This is a genomic window from Pseudoduganella sp. RAF53_2, assembly GCF_052113985.1.
Taxonomy (GTDB): domain Bacteria; phylum Pseudomonadota; class Gammaproteobacteria; order Burkholderiales; family Burkholderiaceae_D; genus Rugamonas.
Map to the genome: position 1 here is coordinate 1 of NZ_JBFRDW010001096.1, position 1,022 is coordinate 1,022.

Here is a 1,022-nt window from a genome sequence, read left to right on the forward strand (position 1 = left end):
AGTACGTGGAGCTGACCGAGTCCTACAAGTCGCTGACCGAAGCACTGCGTCACGCCGGCATTCACACCGAGAGCCGCGTGAACATCGAGTACATCGACTCGGAAGAAATCGAATCCAAGGGCACCGAAGAACTGAACAAGTACGACGCTATCCTGGTACCGGGCGGCTTCGGCAAGCGCGGCGTGGAAGGCAAGATCAAGGCGGCGCAATTCGCCCGTGAAAACAAAGTGCCTTACCTGGGCATCTGCCTGGGCATGCAGGTGGCGCTGATCGAATACGCGCGCCACATGGCCGGCCTGAGCAACGCCAACTCCACCGAGTTCGAACCGGACACCGACCAGCCGGTCGTGGCCCTGATCGACGAGTGGCAGAACGCCGACGGCAAAGTCGAGAAGCGCGATGCGAACTCCGACCTGGGCGGCACCATGCGCCTGGGCGCGCAAGCCTGCGCCGTCAAGCCGGACACCCTGGCCTCCGAGATCTACGGTTCCGTCGTGACCGAGCGTCACCGTCACCGCTACGAAGCCAACAACCACTACCTGGGCCGCGTTGAAGCAGCAGGCCTGGTGGTTGCTGCCCGCACGCCGACCGAAGACCTGTGCGAAATCATGGAACTGCCGCGCAGCGGCGCCAACGCCCACCCTTGGTACATGGGCGTGCAGTATCACCCTGAGTTCAAATCGACCCCGCGTGACGGCCACCCGCTGTTCACGTCCTTCGTCAAGGCAGCCCTGGCGCACAAGGCCGCCAGCGGCAAGCCGTCGCTGAAGGCAGTCGAGAAAAAGGAGAATGCAGCATGAAGTTGTGTGGATTTGACGTCGGCCTCGACAAGCCGTTCTTCCTGATCGCCGGCACCTGCGTGATCGAATCGCGCCAGATGGCCTTCGATACCGCCGGCGCACTGAAGGAAATGACCGCTGAACTGGGCATCCCCTTCATCTACAAGTCGTCCTTCGACAAGGCCAACCGCACCTCCGGTACTTCCTACCGCGGTCCCGGCATGGACAAGGGCCTGGAAATCC

Annotated in this window: 1 protein-coding gene and 1 pseudogene; both read left to right on the forward strand. The window is 62.3% G+C overall.

Features of this window, described 5'->3' with window-relative positions:
• On the forward strand, positions 1–800 hold an 800-nt coding region (locus AB4Z11_RS32565), incomplete at its 5' end, for a CTP synthase (protein ID WP_442030435.1).
• Positions 797–1,022: pseudogene (locus AB4Z11_RS32570) on the forward strand (3-deoxy-8-phosphooctulonate synthase); the annotation flags it as partial. The gene AB4Z11_RS32565 and the pseudogene AB4Z11_RS32570, both read left to right, overlap by 4 nt.